General features: G+C 70.1%; 21 protein-coding genes. 12 read left to right on the top strand and 9 right to left on the bottom strand.

Going from position 1 to position 26,304, the window contains the following annotated elements:
- Positions 1–67: 67 nt before the first annotated feature.
- The 3 genes from AC1VNM_RS20045 to AC1VNM_RS20055 form a co-directional block, all read right to left on the bottom strand.
- Positions 68–760 carry a hypothetical protein gene (locus AC1VNM_RS20045; RefSeq protein WP_483108059.1) on the bottom strand — a complete coding sequence of 231 codons (693 nt, stop codon included), beginning with the start codon at positions 758–760 and terminating at the stop codon, positions 68–70.
- A gap of 6 nt (positions 761–766) precedes the next feature.
- Entirely contained in the window at positions 767–1,618 is an 852-nt protein-coding gene (locus AC1VNM_RS20050; RefSeq protein ID WP_483108060.1) for a biotin--[acetyl-CoA-carboxylase] ligase, read from the bottom strand.
- Positions 1,619–1,803: 185 nt separating this feature from the next.
- Complete coding sequence (locus AC1VNM_RS20055) at positions 1,804–2,331, bottom strand: SET domain-containing protein (RefSeq protein ID WP_483108061.1); 528 nt, start codon at positions 2,329–2,331, stop codon at positions 1,804–1,806.
- A gap of 132 nt (positions 2,332–2,463) precedes the next feature.
- Between AC1VNM_RS20055 and AC1VNM_RS20060 the strand changes: the two genes are divergently transcribed.
- A complete protein-coding gene (locus AC1VNM_RS20060) occupies positions 2,464–5,136 on the top strand; it encodes a DNA topoisomerase III (RefSeq protein ID WP_483108062.1) in 2,673 nt (890 codons plus the stop codon).
- A 20-nt stretch (positions 5,137–5,156) separates the two neighbouring features.
- On the opposite strand, the gene AC1VNM_RS20065 is transcribed toward AC1VNM_RS20060, so the two are convergent.
- Positions 5,157–6,071 (bottom strand): LysR family transcriptional regulator, encoded by a 915-nt coding sequence (locus tag AC1VNM_RS20065; RefSeq protein ID WP_483108063.1) that lies wholly within the window; start codon positions 6,069–6,071, stop codon positions 5,157–5,159.
- A 138-nt stretch (positions 6,072–6,209) separates the two neighbouring features.
- Here AC1VNM_RS20065 and AC1VNM_RS20070 point away from each other — a divergent pair, with 138 nt between their 5' ends.
- From AC1VNM_RS20070 to AC1VNM_RS20095, 6 genes are all read left to right on the top strand, one after another.
- Positions 6,210–6,839, top strand: a complete 630-nt coding sequence (locus AC1VNM_RS20070; protein WP_483108064.1) for a glutathione S-transferase family protein — start codon at positions 6,210–6,212, stop codon at positions 6,837–6,839.
- A gap of 8 nt (positions 6,840–6,847) precedes the next feature.
- Positions 6,848–7,792: a flavin-nucleotide-binding protein gene (locus AC1VNM_RS20075; RefSeq protein ID WP_483108065.1), complete on the top strand. Its 945-nt coding sequence runs from the start codon at positions 6,848–6,850 to the stop codon at positions 7,790–7,792.
- Positions 7,793–8,049: 257 nt separating this feature from the next.
- Positions 8,050–9,879 carry an ATP-binding protein gene (locus AC1VNM_RS20080; protein WP_377159471.1) on the top strand — a complete coding sequence of 610 codons (1,830 nt, stop codon included), beginning with the start codon at positions 8,050–8,052 and terminating at the stop codon, positions 9,877–9,879.
- 180 nt (positions 9,880–10,059) lie between these two features.
- Positions 10,060–11,031: an AEC family transporter gene (locus tag AC1VNM_RS20085; protein WP_483108066.1), complete on the top strand. Its 972-nt coding sequence runs from the start codon at positions 10,060–10,062 to the stop codon at positions 11,029–11,031.
- A 39-nt stretch (positions 11,032–11,070) separates the two neighbouring features.
- Positions 11,071–11,937, top strand: a complete 867-nt coding sequence (locus AC1VNM_RS20090) for a GNAT family N-acetyltransferase (RefSeq protein WP_483108067.1) — start codon at positions 11,071–11,073, stop codon at positions 11,935–11,937.
- 166 nt (positions 11,938–12,103) lie between these two features.
- On the top strand, positions 12,104–14,992 hold the full coding sequence (locus AC1VNM_RS20095) for a M16 family metallopeptidase (RefSeq protein ID WP_483108068.1): 2,889 nt from the start codon (positions 12,104–12,106) through the stop codon (positions 14,990–14,992).
- Between the two features lie 149 nt (positions 14,993–15,141).
- On the opposite strand, the gene AC1VNM_RS20100 is transcribed toward AC1VNM_RS20095, so the two are convergent.
- The 3 genes from AC1VNM_RS20100 to AC1VNM_RS20110 are packed head-to-tail and all read right to left on the bottom strand — an operon-like array spanning position 15,142 to position 18,555.
- Positions 15,142–15,759, bottom strand: a complete 618-nt coding sequence (locus AC1VNM_RS20100) for a LysE family translocator (protein WP_483108069.1) — start codon at positions 15,757–15,759, stop codon at positions 15,142–15,144.
- 17 nt (positions 15,760–15,776) lie between these two features.
- Positions 15,777–18,152: a M56 family metallopeptidase gene (locus AC1VNM_RS20105; protein WP_483108070.1), complete on the bottom strand. Its 2,376-nt coding sequence runs from the start codon at positions 18,150–18,152 to the stop codon at positions 15,777–15,779.
- Positions 18,145–18,555: a BlaI/MecI/CopY family transcriptional regulator gene (locus AC1VNM_RS20110; RefSeq protein WP_377159459.1), complete on the bottom strand. Its 411-nt coding sequence runs from the start codon at positions 18,553–18,555 to the stop codon at positions 18,145–18,147. Before AC1VNM_RS20110 ends, AC1VNM_RS20105 begins: the two co-directional genes overlap by 8 nt.
- Positions 18,556–18,773: 218 nt before the next feature.
- Between AC1VNM_RS20110 and AC1VNM_RS20115 the strand changes: the two genes are divergently transcribed.
- Positions 18,774–20,048 (top strand): glutamate-5-semialdehyde dehydrogenase, encoded by a 1,275-nt coding sequence (locus AC1VNM_RS20115; RefSeq protein WP_483108071.1) that lies wholly within the window; start codon positions 18,774–18,776, stop codon positions 20,046–20,048.
- 129 nt (positions 20,049–20,177) lie between these two features.
- Here AC1VNM_RS20115 and AC1VNM_RS20120 read toward each other — a convergent pair whose 3' ends face one another.
- Positions 20,178–21,785 (bottom strand): DUF4139 domain-containing protein, encoded by a 1,608-nt coding sequence (locus tag AC1VNM_RS20120; RefSeq protein ID WP_483108072.1) that lies wholly within the window; start codon positions 21,783–21,785, stop codon positions 20,178–20,180.
- Between the two features lie 101 nt (positions 21,786–21,886).
- Here AC1VNM_RS20120 and queC point away from each other — a divergent pair, with 101 nt between their 5' ends.
- The gene (gene queC / locus AC1VNM_RS20125; protein ID WP_483108073.1) at positions 21,887–22,654 is read left to right on the top strand and encodes a 7-cyano-7-deazaguanine synthase QueC; all 768 of its coding nucleotides are present in this window, start codon (positions 21,887–21,889) and stop codon (positions 22,652–22,654) included.
- Positions 22,651–23,238: a LemA family protein gene (locus AC1VNM_RS20130; protein ID WP_431100549.1), complete on the top strand. Its 588-nt coding sequence runs from the start codon at positions 22,651–22,653 to the stop codon at positions 23,236–23,238. The genes queC and AC1VNM_RS20130 overlap by 4 nt, the downstream gene beginning before the upstream one ends.
- Positions 23,239–23,292: 54 nt before the next feature.
- Here the strand turns inward: AC1VNM_RS20130 and folE are convergent, their stop codons facing one another.
- A complete protein-coding gene (gene folE / locus AC1VNM_RS20135; protein WP_377159449.1) occupies positions 23,293–24,012 on the bottom strand; it encodes a GTP cyclohydrolase I in 720 nt (239 codons plus the stop codon).
- A gap of 262 nt (positions 24,013–24,274) precedes the next feature.
- Here folE and rsmB point away from each other — a divergent pair, with 262 nt between their 5' ends.
- Both rsmB and AC1VNM_RS20145 read left to right on the top strand, forming a co-directional pair.
- Positions 24,275–25,639 (top strand): 16S rRNA (cytosine(967)-C(5))-methyltransferase RsmB, encoded by a 1,365-nt coding sequence (rsmB, locus tag AC1VNM_RS20140; RefSeq protein ID WP_483108074.1) that lies wholly within the window; start codon positions 24,275–24,277, stop codon positions 25,637–25,639.
- 30 nt (positions 25,640–25,669) lie between these two features.
- Positions 25,670–26,284 carry a DUF4390 domain-containing protein gene (locus tag AC1VNM_RS20145; protein ID WP_377159447.1) on the top strand — a complete coding sequence of 205 codons (615 nt, stop codon included), beginning with the start codon at positions 25,670–25,672 and terminating at the stop codon, positions 26,282–26,284.
- Positions 26,285–26,304: the final 20 nt, after the last annotated feature.

Here is a 26,304-nt window from a genome sequence, read left to right on the forward strand (position 1 = left end):
CGCTTGCGGGAGAGGGTGGGGGTGAGGGCCAGCAGACGCAGCAGTCAGCGAGGGTCAGGTCTTGTCGTCAGCGGCTCGCGCCCGACCCTGAGCCGTTCGCCGCGCTTGCCGCGGATGAAGCGGTCGGCGCCTCCACGGAGCAATCCTTGCGCTTCTCGCCCCAAGGCGGATTGGCCAGCGCATTCAACTTCCCGGACTGCGTCCCGTCCAGCCGCGCCAGCCGCAGCGTGGTCTGCTGCAGCGGCTCTTGCAGACGCATCACGCGCAGGCCCTTGTAGTTCCGCTTGGTCATGCCGTCGAGGGCCGCCTGCGCCGCCGCTTCACTGTCGTGCTTGCTGAGCACCAGCGTCGGCTGCTCGTCGGGGAAGCCCTGCAGCGGCTCGAACGCGATCTTGGCGCTGCGATAGGTCTCTTCCTTGCGTTCGCGGAAGTCCTTGCTCGGCATCTTGATCGTCGCCAGCGCCCACACGCCGCCCGTGTTGACGGCATTGGCCTCAATCGACGACGCCGGAATCCCGGCTCCCGTCAGCGCCGCATTGGCGCGCTTGAGCAGCTCATCGCCGATCAGCGGCCCCAGCTCCAGGCAAGACCGAGCCGCGAGCTGCGTGACGGCCTTCTGGTTGAGCAGCGACAGCCGCTCCGGATTGATCTGCTGGTCCAACCGTGGCGTGGCGGGTGCCACACCGGCGATCCACCCCTTGTTCCACGCGAACACCAGCACGTTGACGACGAACAACAGGACGACCGCGGCGCGCAGCATCGTGGCTTACCCCTGTCCGGCGGACGCGCCGCCGAGCCGCACGCTGACCTCGCCGCCGCTGACCGTCTGGCGCCCCTGCGGGGTGTCGATCAGCAGTTCACCGCGATCGTTGACGCCCGCGCCGGTGCCTTCCAGCGCGCCGGCGGTGATCGCCTTGCCCTGCAGCAGGTCGCGGCGCGCGAAGCGCTCGCGCCAGGCGCCGAACCCGCTCTGCGGGAACGCCGCCAGCGCCTTCACCAGCACCGGCGCCAGCCGCGCCAGCGCCTGCGGCGGCGTGACGTCGGGAATCAGTTCCTGAAGGCAGGCGAAGCCGGTGTTCAGCTGCGACTCCGCGACCTTCGCGCGATCCGACACGTTCAGGCCCACGCCGACCACCGCCATGCGCGAGTTGCCCGCCGGCACGGTCTCGATCAGGATGCCGCCGAGCTTGCGCTCATCGAGCCACAGGTCGTTGGGCCATTTCAGGCCGAGGCGGCTGCCGTCGGGGTCGAGCGCCTCGGCGATCGCCGCGCCGACGACCAGCGACAGTCCGGACCAGTCCGCGACCTCCACCGGCATCGACAGCGAGAAGGTCAGCGACGCGCCGGGCGTGCTGTGCCAGGCGCGGCCCTGCCGGCCGCGGCCGTGGGTCTGGTGTTCGGCGATGAGCAGGCAGGGGTGCAGGTCATGCTGGCGCCGTCCGTACGGACGATCGCCGGCGCGGCCCGTGGCCACGGTGCCCTCGTCGCGGCGCACGCGCTCGATCAGCGTGGCGTTGGTCGATTCGACCCGCGCCAGCACCTCGATGCTGAGCCCCGGCAGCAACGGCTCCAGGTCTTGCCACAGGGCCTCAGCGCCCCAGTTCTGATGTTCTTGCATCGCCGCGAATGTGATCTTGCGATCCGTCTTGGTCTTCCCGGGCCGAGCGGCCCGGTGGTCGTGAATGGTCCGAGTCTAGAGGGAGATGGTCATGGTCCGGGGGCCCGCACCGCGAATCGGTGGCTGTAGGACCTGACAGGGTGCCTCGGCGACCTCCGACGCCCCCCGCCCGCTCCGGACGCCGCTCAGCGCTTCCTGTCCTTGGGCGCCAGCATCGTGCCGCGGCAACCCGGCGTGCCGCAGCGGCACTCGAACCGCTTCTTCAGCTTGGGCGTATAGCGTTCGTCGATCACCAGACCATAGTCGTAGAACAGCTCCTCGCCAGGGGAAATGTCCGTCAACGCATGGATGAACACCCGGCCGTCGAGTTCGCGTGCCTCGCAGTTGGGGCTGCAGGCGTGGTTGATCCAGCGCGCGTTGTTGCCGTCGACGGCCGCGTCGATGACCCCGCCGGTCTCAAGGTGAAAGTAGAAGGTATGGTCCGGTTGCGACGGATCGTGCGGATGGCGACGCAGCGCTTCGTCCCAGTCGATGTGCTCGCCCTTGTATTCGATGAGCTTCTCGCCGGCCTGCAGCGGCACCAGCGCGTACACGCCGCGGCCATGCACGCCGGAGGCCCGGACCTGGATCCGGGCGCTTCTCCGGGTCACGGGAGGAACGACGGCATCGTCGGCGGGGGCGGGAACACTCGGAGCGGGGCGCGGTTGCGGCATGGAGCGAGTCCGGTACATTGAATTCATGGGTGCGCGCGCGTGTACACACGTACGTAGGCGCGCGAGGCCGGATTGTAGGCAGACGTTCATGAAGATCTTGGACGCCTGAACGAAGAGGAAAGAAGCAAGCGCATGAGCAAGGCATTGGTGATCGCGGAGAAGCCGTCGGTGGCGCAAGACATCGTCAAGGCGCTGACCGCGCTGTCGGGCAAGTTCGAGAAGCACGACGAGTATTTCGAGAACGACGCGTACGTCGTCAGCTCGGCCGTCGGCCATCTGGTGGAGATCAAGGCGCCGGAGGAGTTCGACGTCAAACGCGGCAAGTGGAGTTTTGCCCACCTGCCGGTGATCCCGCCCCACTTCGATCTGAACCCGATCGACAAGAGCAAGGGCCGGCTGAACGCGCTGGTCAAGCTGATCAAGCGCAAGGACGTGACCTCGCTGATCAACGCGTGTGACGCGGGGCGCGAAGGGGAACTGATCTTCCGCCTGATCGTCCAGTACGCCGGCACGGCCAAGGCGCAGGTCGCCAAGCCGGTGAGCCGGCTGTGGCTGCAGTCGATGACGCCGCAGGCGATACGCGACGGCTTCGAACGCCTGCGCACCGACCAGCAGATGCTGCCGCTGGCCGACGCGGCGCGTTGCCGCTCGGAAGCCGACTGGCTGGTGGGCATCAACGGCACGCGGGCGATGACCGCGTTCAACTCGCGCGACGGCGGCTTCTTCCTGACCACCGTGGGTCGCGTGCAGACGCCGACGCTGTCCATCGTCGTCGAGCGCGAGGAGAAGATCCGCAAGCACGTCTACCGCGACTACTGGGAAATCCGCGGCAGCTTCGACGCCGAGGCCGGCCAGTACGAGGGCAAGTGGTTCGACCCCGCGTTCAAGAAGAACGCCGACGATCCCGAGCAGCGCGCGGACCGCGTCTGGACGCAGGCGGAGGCCGATGCCATCGCCGCCGCGGCGCTGGGCCAGCCCGCGACGGTGACCGAGGAATCCAAGCCCAGCACGACGGCCAGCCCCGGCCTGTACGACCTGACCACGCTGCAGCGCGAGGCCAACTCGCGCTTCGGCTTCTCGGCCAAGACGACGCTGGGTCTGGCGCAGGCGCTGTACGAAAAGCACAAGGTGCTGACCTACCCGCGGACCGACTCGCGCTACCTGCCCGAGGACTACCTGATCGTCGCGCAGGACACCGCGCGCATGATCGCCAGCGAGGACATGCCCGGCCCGCTGCAGGCGCTGGCGCAGCACGCGAAGACGGCGCTGGACAAGGGCTACATCAAGCCGACGAAGAAGGTCTTCGACAACACCAAGGTGTCGGACCACTTCGCGATCATCCCGACGCTGCAGCCGCCGCGCAGCCTGACCGAGGCCGAGGCCAAGCTCTACGACATGGTCGTCAAGCGCTTCCTGGCCGTGTTCTTCCCGCCGGCCGAGTTCCAGGTCACGACGCGGATCTCGACGGTGAAGACGCCGGAGAAGGCCTATGCGTTCCAGACCAACGGCAAGGTGCTGGTGAAGCCGGGCTGGCAGGCCGTCTACGGCAAGGAAGCGACCGACGAGAACGCCGAGCCGGGCACCAGCGGCGCGATGCTGGTGCCGGTGAAGGCCGGCGAGGTGGTGCGCACCGAGGGCACCGAGGTGAAGGCGCTGGTGACCAAGCCGCCGGCGCGCTACACGGAAGCGACGCTGCTGTCGGCGATGGAAGGCGCGGGCAAGCTGGTCGACGACGACGAGCTGCGCGAGGCCATGGCCGAGAAGGGCCTGGGCACGCCGGCCACGCGCGCCGCGATCATCGAAGGGCTGCTGGCCGAGAAGTACATGCTGCGCGAAGGCCGCGAGATGATCCCGACCGCCAAGGCCTTCCAGTTGATGACGCTGCTGCGCGGCCTGGGCGTGGAGGAGCTGACCAAGCCCGAGCTGACCGGCAACTGGGAGTTCCAGCTGTCCGAGATGGAGAAGGGCCGCCTCAAGCGCGAGGCCTTCATGGCCGAGATCGCCGCGATGACCGAGAAGGTCGTGCGCAAGGCCAAGGAATACGACCGCGACACCATCCCCGGCGACTACGCGACGCTGAAGACGCCGTGTCCGAAGTGCGGCGGCGTGGTCAAGGAGAACTACCGCCGCTTCACCTGCACCGGCAAGGTCGGCAACGGCGACGAGTGCGGCTTCTCCATCCCCAAGATCCCGGGCGGCCGCAGCTTCGAGCTGGCCGAGGTCGAGACCTTCCTGCGCGACAAGAAGGTCGGTCCGCTGGAGGGCTTCCGGTCCAAGGCCGGCTGGCCGTTCACCGCCGAGCTGGCGCTGGTGTTCGACGCCGAGATCGACAACTGGAAGCTGGAGTTCGACTTCGGCGAGGACGCGAAGAAGGCCGAGGAGAACGGCGAGCCGGTGGACTTCAGCGCTCACACGCCGCTGGGCCACTGCCCGAAGTGCAACGGCCGCGTCTTCGACTTCGGCAGCAACTACGTCTGCGAGCACGCGGTCGGCGACAAGGTCACCTGCGACTTCAAGAGCGGCAAGATCATCCTGCAGCAGCCGATCGAGCCCGAGCAGATGAGCAAGCTGCTCGCGACCGGCAAGACGGACCTGCTGGAGAACTTCGTCTCCAACAAGACGCGTCGCAAGTTCAAGGCCTTCCTGACCTACGACAAGAAGGAAGGCAAGGTGATCTTCGAGTTCGAGCCGCGCGCCGCGAAGCCGGGCGCCAAGACCGGCGCCAGGCCCGCAGCCAAGACGCCCGCGGCCAAGACACCCGCAGCCAAGAAGGTCGCGGCGAAGAAGGCGACGGCGAAGGGCTGATTCCCTCGCCATGCACGGCGCTAGGGCGCGCGCAGGAACGCGTCGCCGCCCAGCACCGGCTCGGCGCGCAGCCGCGCGGCCATGAAGTCCACCAGCAGCCGCAGCGACGCGGGCACGCGCCGCCCGGCGGCATGGACGAGATGCACCGGTGCCGCCGGCAGTTCATGGTCGGCGAGCACGATGCGCAGCAGGCCGCTCCGCACCGCGTCCGCCGCCTGATAGACCTGGCACCGCGCCAGACCCACACCGGCCACCGCGGCCGCGATGCCCGCGGCGTTGTCGTTCACCATCAGCGTGGGCGACAGCGCTTGCGGGCCGTCGCGGAAGCGCCAGGGCGTCATGCTCTGGCCGTCGAAGTAGCTGGCGATGATCCGGTGGTCGACGAGGTCCCGCGGCGTGCGCGGTTCACCGGCACGGCGCAGATAGTCGGGCGATGCCACGATCACCCGTCGCATCGCGCCCACCGGCACCGCGGTCAATCCTGAATCCGGCAGGTGGGCGATCCGCACCGCCAGGTCCTGCCCCTCGTCCAGCAGCGACACGACCCGGTCGACCAGCAAGAGCTTGAGCCGAATCCGCGCGTGCTGCTGGAGGAACTCCGCGGCGAGCGGGGCCACGTGTTGCCGTCCGAACATCGAGGGCGCGGTCAGCGACAGCAGGCCCGCCGGCTCGGCCTGCGCCCCGGCCGCCGCGGCCTCCGATTCGTCGAGGTCGCCAAGGATGCGGCGGCAGTCGACGACGAAGCGCTCCCCGGCCTCGGTCAACCGCACCGAGCGCGTGCTGCGCTGGAACAGCTGCACGCCGAGCCGCTGCTCCAAGGCCGCGATGGCGCGCGTGGCGGCCGGCGCCGAGCAACCCATCCGTCGCGCGGCAGCGGCAAAGCTCTGCGTGTCGGCCACGGCGACGAAGCAGCGCAGGCGGTCGAGGTGATCCATGTCCAGGAACGCCGCAAGCCCGCAGCGTCACATTATTTCGGCAGCTGCAATTCTGAATGATCCGCCATCGGCATTCCAGCCAGCAACTGCAAGAGCTACGGTACGGGCCTCTGAAGACCTCCGCTGGAGCCCTCCCCGATGAACGCCTCCGTCCTCCGCCCATCCGCGCCGTTCCGTCTGCATCGCGTGGCCGCCTCCGGCCATTGCCACCGCGTCGAGCTGCTGCTGTCCCTGCTCGACCTGCCGTACACGGTGGTCGACATCAACCTGGCCGGCGGCGATCAACGGCAACCGGCGTTTGTGGCCATGAATCCGCTCAGCCAGGTGCCGGTGCTGGAAGACGGCGACCTGGTCCTGCCGGAGAGCAACGCGATCCTGGTCTACCTGGCGACGCGCTACGCGCCCGATGCCGGCTGGCTGCCGCGCGATGCCATCGAGGCCGCCTGGCAGCAGCGCTGGTTCAGCCTGTCGGTGAGCCTGCTCGGGCCGGGCGCGGCGACGCCGCGTTTCCGCACGCTGACCGGGTTGCCGGTCGATCCGGCCTCGTTGGCGTTGGGACATCGGCTGTTCGCGCTCATCGAGGAGCAGCTCTCCCGCACCGACTTCCTGATCGCCGACCGCCCGACGCTGGCCGACGTGGCCTTCTACGGCTACACGGCGCAGGCGCCGCTGGGCGGCCTGTCGCTGGCCGACTACCCCCGCCTGCGCGGCTGGCTGGCGCGCATCGAGGCGCTGCCGCGCTTCAAGCCGCTGCCGGACAAGTTCTGAGGCACGCCATGGACACGACCTGGCACCCCGGCGAGCAGACGCTGCAGGAACGGATGGGCGTCCGCGAGCGCATGGCCGAGATCGGCCCCCAGGTGGTCCGGGACCACATGCCCGACCAGCACCGCGAGCTGTTCAACAAGCTGCCCACGCTGTTGCTCGGCGCGATCGATGCCGCGGGCCAGCCGTGGGCGACGATGGTGGCGGGCCCACCCGGCTTCGTCGCGACACCGGACGCGCGGACGATGACGGTGGCTGCGGCGCTGGACGGCCAGGATCCCGCGCTCGCCGCGCTGCGGGCGCACGGACCGGGTGCGCCGGTGGGGCTGCTCGGGCTCGAGCCGCACACACGCCGGCGCAACCGCATGAACGGGCGGCTGCTCGCGCTGTCCGGCGAACGCCTGTCGGTCGGCGTCGTGCAGAGCTTCGGCAATTGCCCGAAGTACATCCAGGCGCGTGATCCGCTGGCCTGGGACGATGCGCCGCCCGCGTTGGCGCAGCCGCTGGGCGCGGCGCTCGATGACGGCGCGCTGGCGCTGATCGAGGCCGCGGACACCCTGTTCATCGCGAGCGCGTCGGCGCCGGTGCCCGGCGACGGGCGCGCGGACGGTGTCGACGTCTCGCACCGCGGCGGCCCGCCCGGCTTCATCCGGGCAGAACGTCGACTGGACGGCGGCATCACGCTGTGGATCCCGGAGTTTCCCGGCAACCGCTTCTTCATGACGCTGGGCAACCTGCTGCGCCATCCGCGCGCGGGCTTGCTGGTGCCCGACTACGCGCGCGGCGAGCTGTTGCACCTGACCGCCGAGTCCGACGTCACCTGGACCGACGACAAGCACGGACTGACCCTGCGCGTCACGGCCGGCCTGCGCCGCCCCGGCGCCCTGCCCTGGCGCTGGAACGAAGCGCGTCTCGCGCCCCAATTCACCGCCGAGCCAGGACCGCACCCGCGTTAGTCCCCAGTTGGAGAAGCCGGGCGCGACCGGTGCCCCTCGAAGCGAATGCCGAGCATGCGCAGGCGATTGAGCGGAGAGGGGCACCGGTCGCGCCCGGCTTCGATCGCCTGCCACGCGGGCGGCCCTTTCGCGCTCCCCCAATTCGCAACCCGTGAAATCCTGGGGGGTCGGTTCGTGCCTCAATCTTCGGACGCCCCTCGCATTTGCGCGACACTCGACCGCAAACAATTTTGCGGATCAGGAGAGGGCATGCGGTCATGGGTCGATCGACGCTGAGCATCCAGACGCGGCTGGTCGCTGCGCTGAGCCTCAGCGCGACGGTGCTGGTGGGCTTGATCGGCCTTTACTGGGTCGACCGCCACGAGCACGAACTCAACGAGGCGCTGATCGAGCGCCAGCAGCGCATGGCGCAGCTGGTGGCGCGGGGCTTCGCGGAGCCGGTCTGGAACCTGGACAGTGCCGCGCTGTCGGAGCTGCTGGACGCCGTGATGGCGGATCCGGAGGTTCAGTCGATCACGCTGGCGGCGCCGGGGCTGGAGACGCTGCAGCGCTCGCGCCAGACGCCGGCGGTGCGGCCGCTCTCGCTCGAATTCGAGTTGAGCCACCGCGCCGGCGCGCAAGGCCCGGCGGGTGCGCTGGGCCGCGCGACGCTGGTCTACACGCGCAGCTACATCGACCAGACCCTGGGCGAGACGCGTCGACTGGTGGCCAGCCTGCTGGCGACGGTGCTGCTGGCGATCGGACTGACCAGCTACGTGCTGGTGCGGCGGCTGGTGGAGCGCCCGGTCTCCCGCCTGCGCGGACTGGCGCAACGTGTCGCGAGCGGCGAGCTCGGCGCCCACATCGAGCCCGAGCATGCCGACGAGATCGGTGACCTGACCGAGCAGCTCAACGCGATGAGCGCCAAGCTGCTCGACTTCGCCGAAGGGCTGCGCAGCAGCGAGCAGCGCTACCGCAGCCTGTTCGAGAACGCGGCCGAAGGCATCTTCCAGGCCGATGGCCACGGACGGCTGCTGCGCGTGAACAAGGCGCTGGCGCAGATGCTGGGGCTGGGGCGTCCCGAGGACGCGCAAGGCGTGACCCTGCGGCGCATGGTGCGCATCGAACACCACGAGTACCGCCGGCTGGCCCGCGCGCTGGAGCGCCACCGGCTGCTGCAACAGGTGCCGCTGCTGGTCACGACGCGCGACGGCCGCGACCTGTGGGTCGAACTCAGCCTGCATCTGGTGCTGGACGGCGCGCCGCGCATCGAGGGCCTGGTCAGCGACATCACGCTGCGCCGGCTGGCGGAACAGGAACTGACGCAGCATCGCGACCACCTCGAGGAGCTCGTCACCGAGCGCACGGTCGAGCTGTCCCAGTCCAAGCAGCGCGCGGAAGCCGCGAACCAGGCGAAGAGCCGGTTCCTGGCGACGATGAGCCACGAGTTCCGCACGCCGCTGAATGCGATCCTGGGCTTCGCGCAGCTGCTGCAGATGGACAGTTCGCTCAGCCCGGCCCAGCAGCATCGCATCCGGCTGATGCGCGAATCGGGCGAACACCTGCTGGTGCTGATCACCGACCTGCTGGACGTCGCCAGCATCGAGGCCGGCAAGCTGACGCTGCAGATGAGCCCGCTCGACCTGCGGGCCCTGCTGGAGATCTGCAGCGAATCGATACGACCGCGCGCGGCCGAGAAGGGCCTGGCCTTCGCCGTGCAGCTGGACCCGCAACTGCCCTCGCGCGTGCGGGCGGACGGGCAGCGGCTGCGGCAGGTGCTGCTGAACCTGCTGTCCAACGCGGTGAAGTTCACCGACCACGGGCGCATCGGCCTCACCGTCGACGTGGTCGCGCAGGGACCCAGCAGCCTGATGCTGCGCTTCACCGTCTCGGACACCGGCATCGGCATGGCGCCGGAGCAGATGGAACGGCTGTTCCAGCCCTTCGAGCAGGTGGCCGACCAGTCGCGCCGCACCGGCGGCACCGGGCTCGGGCTGGCGATCAGCCAGCAACTGGTGCGGCTCATGGGCGGGGAGATCACCGTCGAGACCTCGCCGGATGAGGGCAGCAAGTTCAGCTTCGCGCTGGAGCTGCCGCTGGCTTCCTGACACGGCCCTTCGGACTTCGCTTCGCCGGGCGCGGGCACTCCACGGTGCAGGGGGCATCCCTCCGGGAACCCCCAGCACCATGCCGGCCCCAGTGGCGATCGCTGACTTCGGCGTCGTTGGAGGACCGCGGTGTGCGGGCGGCGCGCGGTCGGGAGGTGCGCGGCGGCATACTCCTCCGCCATGACTGCCGTCCTGTTCTACAAGCTGCTGGCGATCTTCATCGCCGCGGGCATGGGGTGGTTCGTCGGGCACATGCGCTGGCTGGGGAAGGCCGGCGGCGAGAACGACCCGGCCCGCATCCTCTCGAACATCGCGTTCTATCTCTTCGTCCCCGCGCTGATGTTCCGCACCACCGCGCGCGTGGAGATCTCCGAATTGCCCTGGCTCACCGTGGCCGCGTTCTTCGCGCCGGTGGTGCTGATGCTGGTCGCCGTCTACCTGTACGAGCGCAAGCGCCACCCAGACAGCCCCGCCGCCCCCGCCGTGCGCAGCATCACCGCGAGCTTCGGCAACACGCTGCAGGTCGGCGTGCCGCTGGTCGCCGGCGTGTTCGGCGAAAGCGGCCTCGCGGTCCACATCACCGTGGTCAGCTTGCACGCGCTGACGCTGCTGACCATCGCCACCGTCCTCGTCGAGATGGACCTCGCCCGCCACACGCCCCACGGCGCGAGCCTGAAGCGGACCATCCTCACGACGATGCGCAACACCGTCATCCACCCGGTCGTGCTGCCGGTGCTCTGCGGCTTCGCCTGGCACGCCACCGACATTCCGCTGCCCGCCGTGCTCGACGAGGTGCTGCAGATGCTGGGCAGCGCGGTCGTGCCGCTGTGCCTGGTGCTGATCGGGATGTCGCTGTCCTACTACGGCCTGCCGCGCGGCGCGATGCGCACGCTGCTCGGCCTGGCCGCGCTCAAGCTGCTGGTGCTGCCGGCGCTGGTGCTGGGCATCGCGCACTGGGGCTTCGGGCTGTCGGGCATGCCGCTCGCCGTCATCGTCATGATGGCCGCGCTGCCGCCGGGCTCGAACGCGATGATGTTCGCGCAACGCTACCGGACGCTGGAGGCCGAAGCCTCCGGCGCCATCGTGCTGGGCACGCTGCTGTTCGCGGCGACCGCGCCGATCTGGTTGGCGATTCCGGCGTGGCTCACGTGAACGGGCCTTCCGATCTTTGCCTCTGAACACAAGGACGACATGACGGAAACGACGACCACCTCGAGCGCAGACTTCTCCTTCGTCCGCGGCGACGAAGTCGCGCCGGAGATCCTCTACGCCGCGTTCACCGGCGCGTTCGCCGATTACCTGATCGGTCCGTTCCAGATCCCGTTCGCGCAGTGGCCGATGTTCCTCGCGCGTCAGGGCGTCGACCTGCCGCTGTCGCGCGTCGCGCTCGACGCGGCCGGCGCGCCGTTGGCCTTCGCGTTCGTCGCGCAGCGGCCGGTGTCGAATCGCTGGCGCCTCGCGACCATGGGCGCGCTGCCCGCCGCGCGCGGCACCGGAGCCGCGCCCGCGCTGCTCGATGACTTCATCGCCCGCGCAGCCTCTGCAGGGCTGCGGGCCGTGGAGCTCGAGGTCTTCGCGCAGAACGAGCGAGCGCGACGCCTGTATGAGGGACGCGGCTTCCGCAAGCAACATGACCTGTTCGGCTTCGTGGCCGAGCCCGGCACGATCGCGCCCGCGCCCTCGACCACCGGCGCGCCTCATGCGATCGACATGCCCCATCTGCTAGGCTGGCTGGAAGCCGCCGAGCACCGCATTCCCGACCTGCCGCTGCAGGTGACCGCCGCCACGATCCGGCACGGCATCGACTATCACGGCTGGCAGACCGCCGACAGCCAGATCGTCTTCAGCCTGCCCGACGAGACCGTGATGGTCCACAGCTTCATCGCGCCGCGACCGGACGAAGCCCGCGCGCTGATCCGGGCCATCGCCGCGGTGTATCCGGAACGCCGCCTGCGCGTGCCGCAACTGCAGCGCGAGGACCTTGGCGGTGCCACACTGCGCGCCTTGGGCGCCGTGCCGCAGCCGCTGCATCAACAACTGATGCTGCGCCCGCTGTGACGACGCTCGTTGGACAAGGCTCGTGTTGACGAGGCCTTGACGTGGCACCGACCGCACGATCGGTTCCAACTCGCCAAACCTTGATCTTTCAGAGTTCCGGCACTTGTGAGGGAGGCCCGCTTTGGTTAGCGTGCCCCGCACCAACATTGAAGGGAAGCGTCCCACCATGCGATTCATGCCCGCGGCACCCGCCGCCATCACCCTGGCCGTCCTGACCGCCCTCGGCGGCGCCACCGCCACGTCGGCGGCCCTGGCGGCTCCGGCCGCGGCCGGCACCAGCGCCGTCACCACCGTCGGCGGCACGCTCAACGTGAAGCTGGAGAAGGTGAAGCTGGCCAACGGCTTCGAGGTGATCCTGGTCGAGGACCACCGCCTGCCGCTGGTGGCCTTCAACCTCTGGGTGCACGCCGGCCCGCGCAACGAGGCCCCGGGCCAGACCGGCTTCGCGCATCTGTTCGAACACCTGATGTTCGCCGGCACCCGCCACATCCCGCGCGGCACGGCCGACAAGATCATCGACGCCGCCGGCGGCACCGATTCCAACGGCTCCACCGACTTCGATCGCACGAACTACTTCTTCACGCTGCCCTCGAACCAGCTCGAACTCGGCCTGTGGCTGAAGTCGGACATGCTGGGCTACATGATCGACGAGGTCGATTCGGTGTCGCTGGCCAACCAGCAGGACGTCGTGCGCAACGAGCGCCGCCAGTCCGTCGAGAACCGCCCCTACGGCATCGTCGAGGAAGCGCTGTACCAGGCGCTGTTCCCCGAGGGCCATCCGTACCGCGCGACGGTGATCGGCTCGCACGCCGACATCCAGTCGATCAAGCTGAACGACGTCAAGGCCTTCGCCCGCAGCTACTACCGCCCGAACAACGCGACGCTCGTGCTGGCCGGCGACTTCGATCCCGCACAGGCCAGGCAGCTGGTGCAGAAGTACTTCGGTCCGTTGAAGGCCGGCGATCCGGTGCCGCCGGTCAACGTCCCGCAACCGAAGCTGACCGAGGAGAAGCGCATCGAGGTCACCGACCGCATCGAACTGCCGCGCCTGGACATCGCCTGGCACACGCCCGCCGTGTTCCAGCCCGGCGACGCGGAGCTGGACCTCGCCTCCCACGTGCTGGGCGGCGGCAAGTCCAGCCGCCTCTACAAGACGCTGGTCTACGACAAGCAGCTGGCGCAGTCGGTGCAGGTACAGCAGTACTCGCTGTCGCTGGGCTCGGTGTTCTCGGTCGAGGTGATCGCGCGTCCCGGCAAGTCGCTGGACGAGATCCAGAAGATCGTCGACGACGCGGTCGCCGAGCTGTCCGTCAACCCGCCGACGCCCGAAGAGATGGTCCGCGCCCGCGCCGCCATCGAGACCAGCACGCTGGCGCGCCTGGAGAAGGTCCAGGCCCTGGCGGACCAGATCAACTACTACAACCAGCAGGCCGGCGATCCGAACTACATCGGCAAGGACCTGGCGCGCTACCAGGCGATCACGCCGGAGAAGATCCGCGACGTCGTCGCACAGCAGCTGAAGAAGAACGCGCGCGTCGTCGTGCTGGCGACGCCGGGCGAGCAGAAGCTGGCCGCTGAAGTCCCCACCCCGCCGGTGCCCGAGAAGGCCGCCAAGGGCGAGCGCGAGTCGATGAACGCCGACGTCGCCTGGCGCAAGACCCAGCCCAAGGGCGGCAAGGCCAAGGCCTCGGTGCTGCCGGAAGGCAAGCGCCTGACGCTGGCCAACGGGCTGACGCTGATCCACGTGCCGAACCCGGGCCTGCCGCTGGTGAGCGCGACGCTGGTCGTGCGCGCCGGCCAGACCGCCAACCCGGCGGACCGCCCGGGCCTGTCGAGCTTCACCGCCGGCATCCTGCAGCAGGGCACGCAGACGCGCACCGCGCAGCAGATCGCCGACGAGGCCGCCGCGCTGGGCGCGGCGATCAGCAGCGGCGCGGGTCGCGACGAGGCCCGCATCGAAGCCAGCAGCCTGAAGCGCAACTTCGCGCAGACGCTGGCGCTGATGGCGGACGTCACCCTGCACCCGGCCTTCGACGCCGCCGAGATCGCGCGCATGCAGAACCAGCGCCTGGCCGCGCTGCAGCAGCAGCGCGAGCAGGCGCCGGCCGTGGCGTCGGTCGTCTCCAACCGCGTGATCTACGGCGAAGGCCACCCGCTGGCCAAGGCCGCGATCGGCGACGAGGCCTCGATCAAGGCCACCGACGCCGCCGCGCTGCGTCAGTTCTGGGCGACGCATTACCGGCCCGACCAGGCCGCGCTGGTGGTCGCCGGCGACATCTCGGCCGACGAGCTGAAGTCGCTGGCCGAGCGCCTGTTCGGCGGCTGGGCGCGTCCGTCGACGGCCGCCGCGGCCGTCAACGCCGCCGCGCCGCAGCCGGTCGCCGCCCGCGTGATCCTGGTCGACAAGCCGAATGCGCCGCAGACCGCGCTGAGCGTCGTCGCGCCCGGACCGAAGGCCGGCACGCCCGACGCCGAGGACATCAAGGTCATGAACGCCGCGATGGGCGGTCTCTTCACGTCGCGCATCAACACGCAGCTGCGCGAGGTCAAGGGCTACACCTACGGCATCTACTCGGCCTACACGATGAACCGCGACAGCGGCCTGTTCGGCATCCGCGGCAGCGTGCGCACCGACGTCACCGGTCCCGCGCTGACCGACATGTTCAAGGAGATCGACGGCATGCGCGCCAAGCCGATGGGCGCCGACGAGCTGAACCGCGTGCGCAACGCGCAGTTGCTGGCGCTGCCGGGGCTGTTCGACACCAACCGCGTCGTGGCGTCGAGCTACGCCAGCGAATGGGCCGTCGGCGCGCCGGCGGACAGCATCACGTCGCTGCCGCGCAAGTACGGCGCCGTGAACGCCAGCAGCGCCTACAAGGCGACGAAGACCTACGTCGATCCGGCCGCGCTGATCGTCGTGGCCGTCGGCGACAAGGCGAAGGTGCTGCCGCAGCTGGAGGCCCTGGGGCGCAAGCCGCTGGAGATCCGCGACCTGCAGGGCGCGCCGGTCGACGTGACCGCGCCGTCGGCGCCGGCCTCGGCCGCGAAGCCGTGATGACAGGCTCCCTCCCGCGCTGACATCGCGGGCACCAACGACAACGGGCGCCTCGGCGCCCGTTTTCCATTGTGTCGCTCAGTCGCTCAGCGGCCCGCCGTCCTGCGGGTCATCGCTTCATCGCTTCATCGCTTCATCGCTTCGGCGGGTCAGCGGGTCAGCGGCAGCGCGGCGCCCATCATCGCGAACAGCGTGCCGCAGACGCGGTTGAAGCCGCGGCCGGAGCGCTCCAGCCAAGGGCGCACGCGGTGCGCGAGGCTGGCGATCAGGAATTCGACGATCGCCTCGGTGATGACGAAGGTCGCCGCCAGCCACACGAACTGCACCAGCAGATCGCGCTGAGGATCGATGAACTGCGGCAGGAAGGCGCCGTAGAACAGCAGCACCTTGGGATTCGAGACCGCCGACAGCAGACCTTGCCGGAAGAGCACGCGACCGCGTCCCTGCGCCTCGGAAGCGCCCTCGGCCGGACGCAGCTGGATGGCCGGCGAGCGCCACAGCTGGATGCCCAGCCAGATCAGGTAGGCGCCGCCGACGATCTTCAGCACCAGCAGCGCGCTGGCGGTGGTCTGCAGCAGCGCGCCGATGCCCAGCATCGACAAGCCGATCAGCGCGGCGAAGCCGGTCGCGCCGCCCGCGATCGTCCACAGCGTGCGACGGCTGCCGTGCGCCGCGCCATGCGCGAGCACGAGCAGGCTGTTGGGGCCGGGTGTCAGCGACAGGCCGATCACGGCCAGGAAGTAGAGGGTCCAGGTGTGCAGTGCCATGCCGGCGATTGTGCGCCTCAGGACGGCGCCAGGTGGTCGATCGCCGCCTCCACGCGGCCGCGGTCGTGCGTGCTCAGCCCGCGCGCCGCCTGCCGGTACTGCGTCAGCACGTCCGGATCCGCAGGCAGGTGTTCCGCCAGCGCGATCAACAGCTCGGCGCGGTCGAAACCGGCGCTCATGCTGCCCGTGGCCCGCAACACCTGCAGCGCGATCTCGCGATCGACCTGGGTCTCGTCCATCAGCGCGGTCAGCGCCGAGCGGCGGTCGAAGTCGCTCGAAAAGCCCCGCACCGCGTCGACATAGGCCGCGGCGTACGGCGCCGCATTCCCGCGCATCTGATGGGCCGCCGCCTCCAGCACGGTGCGCCGGTCGAAGTCGCCGCCGATCATGCCGCTCGCGGCGATCGCCGTGCGCAGGCGATCCGGCGTGGCCTCGTGGTCCTCGTCGATCAGCGCGACGATGGCGGCGCGCTTGTCGAAGTCGCCGCCGAAGCCGCGCACCGCCTGCTGCCAAGCGGTCATCACGGCACCGTCGTTGACGAGCTGCGGGGACAGCGCCACCAGCACCTCGCGGCGGTCGAAGTCGCCCTTGAGCGTCGGGACCAGTTCCAGCAGCTCGCGCTGCTGGCCCGGCGCCAGCGTCCGATGCTGGATCAGCGCGATGAACGCGGTGCGGCGCTGGAAGTCGTCCTTCATCCGGCCGGCCAGCGCGATCAGTTGCGACAGGGTCTCGTCGCTCTGCGGCCCGCTCTCGAGCAGCGCCTCGATGCGGGTGCGGCGCGCCATCGCGTCCTGCGCCTTGCCGATGTCGGCGAGCGCCGCCTCGGTCCCGCCCTGGCGCAGCAGGCGCTCCACGCGCGGTCCGCTGCCCTGGACGCTTTCCGCGATCAGGCCGATCTGCCCGGCGATCCAGGCCTGCGCCGGTGCATCGATCGGCTTCGTGTCGCCATTGAGCCAGAAGCGCCGCACCTGCCCGCCCTTGCCGTCGGCGGCGATCTCGACGCGGCGCGTCACGCCGTCGGCGCGCTCCATGATCGAGAGCTTGTCGTCGAGCGAGACGACGTCGGTCTCGTCGCCGTTGAATTCCAGTTCGCCCGAGTAGTTCACGCGACGTTCGACGCCATCGGCGATCACGACCTGCCGCGTGACCTTCATGCCGCTGAACGCCGACGAGAACGCGCCGCTGACCCCGCTCAGGTCGACGTTGAGCCGCGGCGCCTTGCCGATGACCAGCATCGGCACGGCCAGCGCCACGGCGCACAGGCCGCCGGCGATCAGCACGCGGACGAGACGGCGGCGGGTGGGCGTGGTGCCGGCCAGCGGCGTGCCCTCCAGCAGCGCGTCCATGCGCGTCATCAACGGGGACCGGGCGGCGGCCATCGCGCTGGCCAGCACCGGCATCGGCCGGGCGCCGCGTCGTCCGTCGGTCGCAGCGGTCGCGGCGGCCAGGTCCCGGGCGCAGACATAGAGGCCCTCGGCCAACGGCATCGCGCCGGCTTCGGCCGCGGCCCAGGCATCGCAGGCCAGCTCGGCGAGCAGGTCCAGCCGACGCATCGCCAGCCGGTTCATCGGCTGCAGCCAGCCGAGCTGCGACACCAGCCGGGCCGCCAGGCGCCAGGCCAGATCGCGACGGCGCAGGTGAGCGATCTCGTGCGCGAGGACCGCGACACGCTGCTGGCCATCGAGCGTGCGCATCAGGCGTGCGGGCAGGCAGATCTGCTTACCCGGCGCGACCAGCGGACTGGCCCAGTGCGGGCTCACGCGCAGCGTCGGCGCGCGCACGCCGGCAATGCCGGCGAGTTCCGCGGCGGCCTGCTGAAGTTCCGGGTCGTCGCAGACCGGCAGCGCGCGGACCTGCCGGCGCAGTCCCAACCAGCGGATCAGCGTCAGCCCGAGACCGAGCAGCGCGACCAGCGGCCAGGCCAGCAGCAGGGCGGCGAGACCCTCGCGCAGGAGTTCGCGGCGATGGGCCATCGCGTCATCGCCGATGTCGACGACGTGTTCGGCAACGTGATCGGCGACGTTGTCGGCGACGACCGTCAGGGGATTGGCCGAGCGCCCGACAGGCGTTGGCGCGGGCGGTGGCGAGGGCGTCGGAGCAGGCGTCGGTTCGCCCTCGACGATCGCCGAGCGCGCGGCGTCCGGCACTGAAGCAGCGCTCGCACCCTGCTCCTGTGCCGCCGTCCAGACATCCGGCAACGCGATCCGCGTGACCTGCGTCAGCGGCTGCACGCTCGCCGTCAGCACCGCGCCGAAGAAGGCCGCGCGCCAGAACGCCTCGCGCCACGCGGGATGCTTCAGCCAGCCCGCGCGTTCCAGCGCCCAGACGCCGCCCAGCAGCACCGTGCTGTGCAGCAGGTAGTTCAACAACCAGCCGGACAGGGCTTCAATCATGGCGGCCTCCCTTGCTCTTCAGCAGCGCGCGCATCCTGGCAAGGTCATCGTCGCCGAGTTCGCCTTCGGAGACCAGATGGCTCAGCAGCGCCTCGGGCTTGCCGCCGAAGAGCGTGCTCAGCAGCCCCGACACCATCGAACGCTGCACCTCCGGCTCGCTGACCGCGGCGCGGTAGACCAGCGCGCGGCCGTCGCGCTCGCTGGCGATCAGGCCGCGCTTCTCCAGCCGCGACAGCAACGTCGCCACCGTCGTGTGCGCCAGCGGGCGCTGCTGCTCGCGCAGCGCCTCCGCCACCTCGGCGTTGCTGGCCTGCCCTCGCGTCCACAGCACGCGCATCAGCGCCAGCTGCAGCTCGCTGAGCGACACGTCGCCCTTGCCGTCGTCGTTGATCGACTCGTCCATCGCCGGATCCCGTATTTCTACAACTGTCGTACTACAACTGTAGAAGATCGAGCCGACCTGCCGCAAGGTCCGGGCTCCTGGGACATACCCGTAGCCCTCCCCTCTCCCATGAGCCGCATGGACCGAGGACATGGGTGACACCGCGAAGGCTTGGCTTTCGGCTTTCGATGGCCCCGGCGCGGCGGCGGCGGCGGGGCATCGGTCAGAATCCAAGACCTATGTCCGACCTCAACGCCTACATGACCGGCGTCGGCGAGGCGGCCCGCGCGGCCGCGACGCTGATGGCCGCCGCTCCGACCGCCGCCAGGAACCTCGCCCTCCAGGCGCTCGCGCGCCGCCTGCGCGAAGCGGGCCCGGCGCTCGCGACCGCGAACGAACGCGACCTCGCCGCGGCGACGGCGTCCGGCTTGGAAGCGCCGATGGTCGACCGCCTGCGCCTGACCGCGAAGGTGCTGGCCACCGTCGCCGAAGGCTGCGAGCAGATCGCCGCAATGCCTGACCCCATCGGCGAGATCACCGGCATGAAGCGCCGCCCGACCGGGATCAGCGTCGGCCAGATGCGGGTGCCGCTGGGCGTGTTCGGCATGATCTACGAGAGCCGCCCCAACGTGACCATCGAGGCCGCCTCGCTGGCGATCAAGAGCGGCAACGCCTGCATCCTGCGCGGCGGCTCCGAGGCGCTGCACAGCAACCTGGCGCTCGCGGCGCTGGTGGCGGACAGCCTCGAGGAAGCCGGCCTGCCGCGCGACGCGGTGCAGCTGATCAACACGACCGACCGCGCCGCGGTGGGTCTGCTGATCGCGATGCCCGCCTTCGTCGACGTCATCATCCCGCGCGGCGGCAAGGGCCTGATCGAACGCATCAGCCGCGAGGCCCGCGTGCCGGTGATCAAGCACCTGGACGGCAACTGCCACAGCTACGTCGACGCCGAGGTCGACCTGGATCTGGCGGTGACCGTCGTCGACAACGCGAAGACGCAGAAGTACAGCCCCTGCAACGCGACCGAGTCGCTGCTGGTCCACGCGAAGCAGGCGGCGGATTTCCTGCCCCGCATCGGCATGGTGTTCGCGGCCAAGGGCGTGGAGATGCGCGGCTGCGAGCGCACGCTGGCACTGCTGGAAGCGGTGCCGCGCGACCTGCTCAAGCCCGCGACGCCCGAGGACTGGGACACCGAGTACCTCGCGCCCATCATCAGCATCAAGGTCGTGGACTCGCTCGACGAGGCCATCGCGCATGTCAACCGGCATGGCTCGCATCACACCGACGCGATCCTGACGACCAACCACGTCAGCGCGATGCGTTTCCTGCGCGAGGTCGATTCGGCCAGCGTGATGGTCAACGCCAGCACGCGCTTCGCCGACGGCTTCGAGTACGGCCTGGGCGCCGAGATCGGCATCTCCACCGACAAGTTCCACGCCCGCGGTCCGGTGGGCCTGGAGGGACTGACGTCGATGAAGTGGGTGGTGCTGGGTCAGGGCGAGATCAGGGGCTGATCCGGCCCGGGCCTCGACATCCGTGGGCAGGCAGGGCAGGGCCAGGCCGGGTCCCTGGCCCGATGCCGATGCCGATGCCGATGGCGATGCCGGGCCCGAGGGTCAGGGCATTCAGGGCATTCAGGGCATTCAGGGCATGTTCGACACGTACTCGTCCTTCGGCGCGCTGATCCGGTAGACCGCCTGGAAGCGCTGCGTCTGGCCGGGCGCCAGCGGCAATTCCCACATCTGGATCCCGGGACGATCGCGCCAGCCGGCCGTCGTCACCGGCGGCGTGAATTGCGTCTGCACACGGACGTCCTCATGGTCCGGCACTGGCGCGGCCTCCAGCACCTGCAAGGTGACCGGGCGGCTGCGCAGGTTCTCGACCTGCCACTGACGCGTAAGCACGACCTCGCGACGCGAGCCGATGAAGCCGCCGTTGGCGCCCTCGCGCTTGTCGGGTTCGACCCGCACGCGCAGCCGGTCGTCGAGACCGAAGGGCAAGGTCCAGGTCTTCTCGGTGCCGAACTGCAGCGGCACCTGCCCGATGAGCGCGTTGTCGCGGAACAGCTGCACCGGCCCCGTCGGCCACGAGCCCTGAGGACGCGGCAGCTCGGCGACGAGGTAGGCCGCCGGCTCGGTCTTGGGCTGCACGCGGGCGAGCAGGCGCGCCTCCGCGGTCGTCCGACCGAGGCTGACCGTCGATACCGCGCCATCGGCGCGCAGCGTGACGCGCTGCGGCAGGTCGTATTCGGCGCCGAACTCGCCCTCGAAGACGCTCGGATCGAAGCTCAACGGCGCGACCCGGGAACCGGTGACCTCAACCATCCGCTCCATCGGCGCGGGCGCCATGGCCGCCGCCGGCGCGGCTTCAAACAACAGTCGCCCGCGCGCGTTCGGTTTCGGGCGGTCGAGCTCCAGCGTCCACGGCTGCAGCGGATCGACCGCCACGCTCTGACGGGGTCGCACGGTCGACAACTTCAGCTTCACGTCGGTCCAGTCCTCGCCGCTGTTCTGCGCGATCTGCGCGAGACGCTCGATGACGAGACCACCGGTCGCCGTGTCCAGCCGCGCACGGTACTGCGGCTGCCAGCCGGCGCCGCTCAGCCGGTACGACAGGCCGATGTCGCCGCCCTCGCCTGTCGAGAGGCGCAGCGTCACCACCGACACCTGGCTGGAGGCCGTCGGCGCCGCGGCCTTCGCCGCCGTGAGGTCGTTGCCGATGTCGGTCAGCCGCTCCTTCAGCGCCTGGCGTTTCAGCGTCAATTCCTGGGCGTTGCGCCGCAGGGCTTCGAGGCTCGTGGCCAGCGCCGCGCCGGGCTTGGCCTCGCGATCCGACAGACCCTTCAGATAACCGAGCGCCAAGTCGACGCCGGCGATCTCGGCTTCGACGGCGTCGCGCTGCTGCTCGACCTCGCGGACGCGCGGATCGCGCTGGCGGCATTCGGGCAGGGAGTCGCGCGGCACGCGATCGATCTTGAGTTCGCCGAGGTTGATGCCCGGGGCGGCCTGCACCTGGATCGCGTCGCGCTCCAGACCCGCCGGCAGGCACGCGAAGCGCGCCTGCGTTGCGCCGGCCGGCACGCGCGTGGCGCGCTCCACCTGGGCGCCGCCGGGATAGAGCAGCACCTGGGCGATCGCGGACGCGCCCTGCGGCGTCGCGCCTGCGGACGGGCCCGTCGCCGCGGTTGCCGGAGCACTGAACGCGGCGACGCCGGCAGCGGCGATGACCGACATCATGAACACTCGTTGCATTGCTTTTCCTCCTGGAGGCGGACGACGCTATCACGGTGCTGGCACACTTCCGGCCTGCCGCATTCCCTGTCAACCGCTGGTCCCCTGGCTACCATTTCCCCATGTCCGACGCCGCCACCGCCCCGATTCCCGCTGTCCATGCCTCGCGCCGCAAGGCGTTGGTGCTGTTCTCCGGCGGCCAGGATTCCACCGCCTGCCTGGCCTGGGCGCTGGACCGCTTCGCCGAGGTCGAGACCCTGGGCTTCGACTACGGCCAGCGCCACCGGGTCGAGCTCGACTGCCGTCAGACCGTGCGCGCGCAGATCACCGCGCAGTTCCCGCGGTGGGCCGCCAAGCTCGGCGAGGATCACCTGCTCGACCTGAGCCTGCTGGGCCAGATCTCCGACACCGCGCTGACGCAGGAGCGCGCGATCGAGCTGCAGGCCAACGGCCTGCCGAATACCTTCGTGCCGGGGCGCAACCTGCTGTTCCTGACCTTCGCCGCGACGCTGGCCTACCGCCGCGGCGCGTCGGTGCTGGTCGGCGGCATGTGCGAGACCGACTTCTCCGGCTACCCCGACTGCCGCGACAACACGCTCAAGGCCTTGCAGGTCGCACTGAGCCTGGGCCTGGACACGCCGATGACGCTGGACACGCCGCTGATGTTCCTGACCAAGGCGCAGACCTGGGCGTTGACGGAGTCGCTCGGCGGCGAGGCCTTCAACGAGCTGATCATCGAACACACCCACACCTGCTACCTCGGCGAGCGCAAGACCCGGCACGCCTGGGGCTGGGGCTGCGGTCACTGCCCGGCCTGCGAGCTGCGCGCCAAGGGCTGGAACGAGTTCCAGGTCGCCAGGTCGTCGGCCGGTCCGGCCGTCGCTCCGTGATCCCCGTCAGCGCCGTCAGCGCAGCCAGCACCGTGCAGGCGATTCACTGGAACTGGTGGCTGTGGGGCCTGGCCGCGGTGCTGGCCTTCTGGAGCATCGGCGCCTACAACCGCGTGATGCTGCTCCGCAATGAGATCGGGAAGGCCTACGCGCAGCTGGATGACGCGCTGACGCGCCGTTTCGCCCACGGCGATCTGCTGCTGGAACGGCTGCGTGAGCGTCTTCCCAGCGAGCAGGCCAGCCTGGACGCGCTGGCCTCGACGCAGGCCGAGGCCCGGGCCGCCGCGCAGGCGGTGCGCGCCAAGCCCTATGCGGCGGATCCGGTGGCGCTGCTGGCGGTGGCCGCCGCCGTGCACGGCGCGGCGCTGACGCGGATGGTGTCGCTGGTCGAGCACCACGCGGAGCTGAGCGCCGATCCGGACCTCGGCGGCGCCGTCGACGAGCTCAAGATGATCGACCGCCAGCGGGCGTTCTCGCGGCAGGTCTTCAATCAGGCGGTCGACGCCTACAACGCGGCGATCCGGCAGTTCCCGACCCGCGTGCTGATGAGCTTCGTCGGCTTCAGCGAGGCGCGCAGCCTCTGAGCCGAAACGCGAAGGGCCCGCCAGGCGGGCCCTCGTCACCGATCGCGGGAGCGATCAGGCCTTCTTGTTCTTCATCAGCGCGAGGAACTCCGCGCGCAGCGTCGCATCCTTCAGGAACGAGCCGCGCATGACGCTGTTCGTCATCGTCGAGTCCATGTCCTTGACGCCGCGCCAGTGCATGCAGAAGTGGTCCGCATCCATCACGATCGCCAGACCGTCCGGCTTGACGCGGTCCTGCAGCTCGTTGGCCAGCATCACGACCGCCTCTTCCTGGATCTGCGGGCGGCTCATGATCCACTCGGTCAGGCGCACATACTTGGACAGGCCGATCAGGTTCGAGTGCTCGCTCGGCAGCAGGCCGATCCAGACCTTGCCGATGATCGGGCACAGGTGGTGCGAGCAGGCGCTGCGCACGGTGATCGGGCCGACGATCATCAGTTCGTTCAGACGCTCGGCGTTGGGAAACTCGGTCACCGGCGGCGGCGGCGCGTAGCGCCCGGCGAAGACCTCCTTCACGAACATCTTCGCCACCCGCTTGGCCGTCTCCTGCGTGTTGTGGTCGCTGTCGGTGTCGATCACCAGCGACTGCAGCACGTCCTGCATCCGCGCCTGCACCTCGGCCTGCAGTTGGTCGAGCTCGCCGGCCTCGATGAACTCGGCGATGTTGTCGTTGGCATGATGGCGCCGGCCCGCCTGGACCAGCCGGTAACGGATGCGGTCGGAAGCCGGCAGCGCTGCCAACTCTTCGGGGCTCAGGATGAGGGTGCTCGTCATGGGGCGGGATTGTCGCGGCATCTTCATGCCATTGCGAAAGCAAGGCTCTTGGGGGTAGCAAGGGGCCCTGGCGGGGCGCGGGGTTCCTCCTGCCGAGGCACTTGCTGGCGGGAGGCCTGGCGCGGGCTCTCCACGACTCAGGGGGCATCCCTCCGGGAACCCCCAGAGTCATTCCGGCCCCACAAGCGCACGCTGCCTTCGCCACTAAACTCCACCGGTGTCTGCCTCCTCTTCTCCTTCCCCTTCCTCGTCCAAGAACGCCGTGTCCGGCGGCGCCCCGCCACTCCACCGGCTGCTGGCCGGTGCGGCCGATGCGGTCCAGGCCGTGCGCGACGGCCACTCGCTGACCGAGTGGCTCGCCCGTTCTCCCGCCGATATCCGCCCCGGCGTGCAGGCGCTGAGCTTCACCGTGTTGCGCCGCCTGGGTGCGGCGCAGGCGGTGCGCGCGGCGCTCGCTCCGAAGAACCCGCCGCCGCGCGTGGACGCGCTGCTGGTGACCGTGCTGGCGCTGCTCTGGCCCGGCGAAACCGCGTACGCCGATCACACGCTGGTGGATCAGGCCGTGCATGCAGTGCGGCAGCGCGCGCCCAACAGCGCGGGCTTCGTCAATGCGGTGCTGCGGCGCTTCCTGCGCGAGCGGGAGGCGCTGGTCGCCGCCGCCGAAGCGGATCCCGTCGCCCGCTTCAATCATCCGCGCTGGTGGCAGGACCGCCTTCGCAACGACTGGCCCGCCCAGTGGCAAGGCCTGCTGCAGGCCAACCAGCAGAAGCCGCCGATGACCCTGCGGGTCAATCCGGCGCACGACGACCTGGACGGCTACCTCGCCCGCCTGCGCGAGGCCGGCATCGCCGCGCACCCGGCAGGCCCGCTGTTCCCGCAGGCCGTCGTGCTCGACGAGCCGCGGCCGGTCCAGGCCCTGCCCGGCTTCGACGGCGGACATGCCTCGGTCCAGGACGCGTCCGCGCAGTTGGCCGCGCCGCTGGTGCTGGGCCGCCGGCGCCCGCAAGACCTGTCCCCGGACGAGGCGTGGCCCGAGCTCGGCGAGGGCGCGCGGGTGCTGGACGCCTGCGCCGCGCCGGGCGGAAAGACGGCCCACCTGCAGGAACTCGCCGGCAACCGCCTCGATCTGCTGGCTTTGGACGCCGATGCCAAGCGGCTGGAACGGGTGAGCCAGAACCTGCAGCGCCTGAAGCTCGACGGCGCCGTGAAGGCCGCCGACGCCCGCGACACCGCCGCCTGGTGGGACGGCCGCCCGTTCGACGCCATCCTGCTGGACGCGCCCTGCAGCGCGTCGGGCATCGTGCGCCGGCATCCGGATGTGCGATGGCTGCGCCGGCCGGACGACATTCCGTCGCTCGCACGCATCCAGTCCGAATTGCTCGAGGCGCTGTGGCCGCTGCTCAAGCCAGGCGGGCGGCTGGTTTACGCGACCTGCTCGGTCTTCAAGGCCGAAGGCCAGGACCAGATCGACGCGTTTTTGCAACGCCATGGCGATGCGCGGTCGCGTCAGTTCGACCAGGGGGCCGGGCATCTGCTGCCGCTCGCAGACAATGGTCCGCAGGACTCCGCATCTGGCGCGGCGGCCGTCACCGACGGCTTCTATTACGCGCTGCTGCAGAAGACCTGACCCGAGAACTTCCCCCCTGCATCCGTCCGCGTGTCCCCGCCGTCCCGTCCCGTTCCGCTGCGTTCCTGGTGGCAGCGCCTGACCCTGGTCGGCGCGCTGCTGGCCTTGCACGGCTGGGCGCTGGCCCAGGGCGTGGCCCTGCAGGTGCTGAACGCGGAACGCGTCGAGGACGGCCTGGCCGTCAGTTTCAGCACCCGCTTCGAGTTGCCCCGGCAGGCCGAGGAGGCGCTGCTCAAGGGCGTGGCGATCTACTTCGTCGCCGAGATCCAGGTCTTGCGCAACCGCTGGTACTGGCGCGATGCGCGTGTCGCCCAGGCCAGCCGGACCTGGCGACTGACCTGGCAGCCGCTGACCCGTCAATACCGCGTCAGCACCGGCGGCCTGCACCAGAGCTTCGACACGCTCGGCGAGGCGATCTCGTCGCTGCGTGGCGTGTCCGGCTGGCGCGTGGCCGAGACCAAGGACATCGAGGACGATGGCCGCTATTACCTGGAGTTCAGCTACAAGCTGGACACCGCGCAGCTCCCGCGGCCGATGCAGATCGGGCTGGGCGGCAGCCAGGGCTGGGCCTTGAGCGTCGACCGCAATCTCACGCTGACGCTGGAGGCGCCGTCCACGCCGCCCCCCAACCGGCCGCAGCCTTGAACAGGCAGACCTTGCCGTCG

The sequence above is a fragment of the Mitsuaria sp. MSU3D genome, assembly GCF_056867975.1.

Excerpts from the sequence above, each read along its gene's own strand:
- AC1VNM_RS20105 (WP_483108070.1), bottom strand. The coding sequence starts at position 18,152 with ATGATTGAAGCCCTGTCCGGCTGGTTGTTGAACTACCTGCTGCACAGC.
- AC1VNM_RS20090 (WP_483108067.1), top strand. The coding sequence starts at position 11,071 with ATGACGGAAACGACGACCACCTCGAGCGCAGACTTCTCCTTCGTCCGC.
- AC1VNM_RS20085 (WP_483108066.1), top strand. The coding sequence starts at position 10,060 with ATGACTGCCGTCCTGTTCTACAAGCTGCTGGCGATCTTCATCGCCGCG.
- AC1VNM_RS20100 (WP_483108069.1), bottom strand. The coding sequence starts at position 15,759 with ATGGCACTGCACACCTGGACCCTCTACTTCCTGGCCGTGATCGGCCTG.
- queC (WP_483108073.1), top strand. The coding sequence starts at position 21,887 with ATGTCCGACGCCGCCACCGCCCCGATTCCCGCTGTCCATGCCTCGCGC.
- AC1VNM_RS20050 (WP_483108060.1), bottom strand. The coding sequence starts at position 1,618 with ATGCAAGAACATCAGAACTGGGGCGCTGAGGCCCTGTGGCAAGACCTG.
- AC1VNM_RS20045 (WP_483108059.1), bottom strand. The coding sequence starts at position 760 with ATGCTGCGCGCCGCGGTCGTCCTGTTGTTCGTCGTCAACGTGCTGGTG.
- AC1VNM_RS20055 (WP_483108061.1), bottom strand. The coding sequence starts at position 2,331 with ATGCCGCAACCGCGCCCCGCTCCGAGTGTTCCCGCCCCCGCCGACGAT.
- AC1VNM_RS20070 (WP_483108064.1), top strand. The coding sequence starts at position 6,210 with ATGAACGCCTCCGTCCTCCGCCCATCCGCGCCGTTCCGTCTGCATCGC.
- AC1VNM_RS20080 (WP_377159471.1), top strand. The coding sequence starts at position 8,050 with ATGGGTCGATCGACGCTGAGCATCCAGACGCGGCTGGTCGCTGCGCTG.
- AC1VNM_RS20110 (WP_377159459.1), bottom strand. The coding sequence starts at position 18,555 with ATGGACGAGTCGATCAACGACGACGGCAAGGGCGACGTGTCGCTCAGC.
- folE (WP_377159449.1), bottom strand. The coding sequence starts at position 24,012 with ATGACGAGCACCCTCATCCTGAGCCCCGAAGAGTTGGCAGCGCTGCCG.
- AC1VNM_RS20060 (WP_483108062.1), top strand. The coding sequence starts at position 2,464 with ATGAGCAAGGCATTGGTGATCGCGGAGAAGCCGTCGGTGGCGCAAGAC.
- AC1VNM_RS20120 (WP_483108072.1), bottom strand. The coding sequence starts at position 21,785 with ATGCAACGAGTGTTCATGATGTCGGTCATCGCCGCTGCCGGCGTCGCC.
- AC1VNM_RS20095 (WP_483108068.1), top strand. The coding sequence starts at position 12,104 with ATGCGATTCATGCCCGCGGCACCCGCCGCCATCACCCTGGCCGTCCTG.
- AC1VNM_RS20075 (WP_483108065.1), top strand. The coding sequence starts at position 6,848 with ATGGACACGACCTGGCACCCCGGCGAGCAGACGCTGCAGGAACGGATG.
- AC1VNM_RS20115 (WP_483108071.1), top strand. The coding sequence starts at position 18,774 with ATGTCCGACCTCAACGCCTACATGACCGGCGTCGGCGAGGCGGCCCGC.
- AC1VNM_RS20065 (WP_483108063.1), bottom strand. The coding sequence starts at position 6,071 with ATGGATCACCTCGACCGCCTGCGCTGCTTCGTCGCCGTGGCCGACACG.